The 505-nt window shown below is 67.3% G+C and carries 1 protein-coding gene; it reads left to right on the top strand.

Features of this window, described 5'->3' with window-relative positions:
• Positions 1-505 (top strand): ATP-binding cassette domain-containing protein (locus AC4OR5_RS30965; RefSeq protein WP_270032341.1); only part of this gene is annotated, 505 nt, incomplete at both ends.

Here is a 505-nt window from a genome sequence, read left to right as displayed (position 1 = left end):
CCAGCGCCAGGACGAGCGCCGCTCGGTATGGCTCGGCCTGCTGGTGGAACAGATCAACGCCGGCCTGCGTACGCAGAAGCTGCAACTGTTCTACCAGCAGCTCAACGGCCTGCTGTTCGGCGTGGAGAACCTGCTGGTGATCTGGCTCGGCGCGACCATGGTGATGGACGGCCAGTTCAGCGTCGGCATCCTGATGGCCTTCAACGCCTACAAGTCGCAGTTCGACAGCCGCGTCGGCAGCCTGATCGACAAGTTCTTCGAGCTGCGCATGCTCCAGTTGCAGGGCGAGCGCCTGGCCGACATCGTCCTCCAGGCCCCGGAGGTCAGCCACGGCGACATCCTCCCGGAGAACCTCCGCGAGCGCGAGGCGAGCATCGAGATCCAGGGCCTGCGCTACCGCTACGCGGAACAGGAGCCCTGGGTCCTCGACGGCCTCGACCTGCGCATCGCCGGCGGCGAGTCGGTGGCCATCGTCGGCCCCTCGGGCTGCGGCAAGAGCACCCTG

The organism is Pseudomonas sp. YA1 (assembly GCF_058680555.1).
Note: the sequence above shows the minus strand (reverse complement) of the source record. Positions and strands in the feature narration are given on the sequence as shown.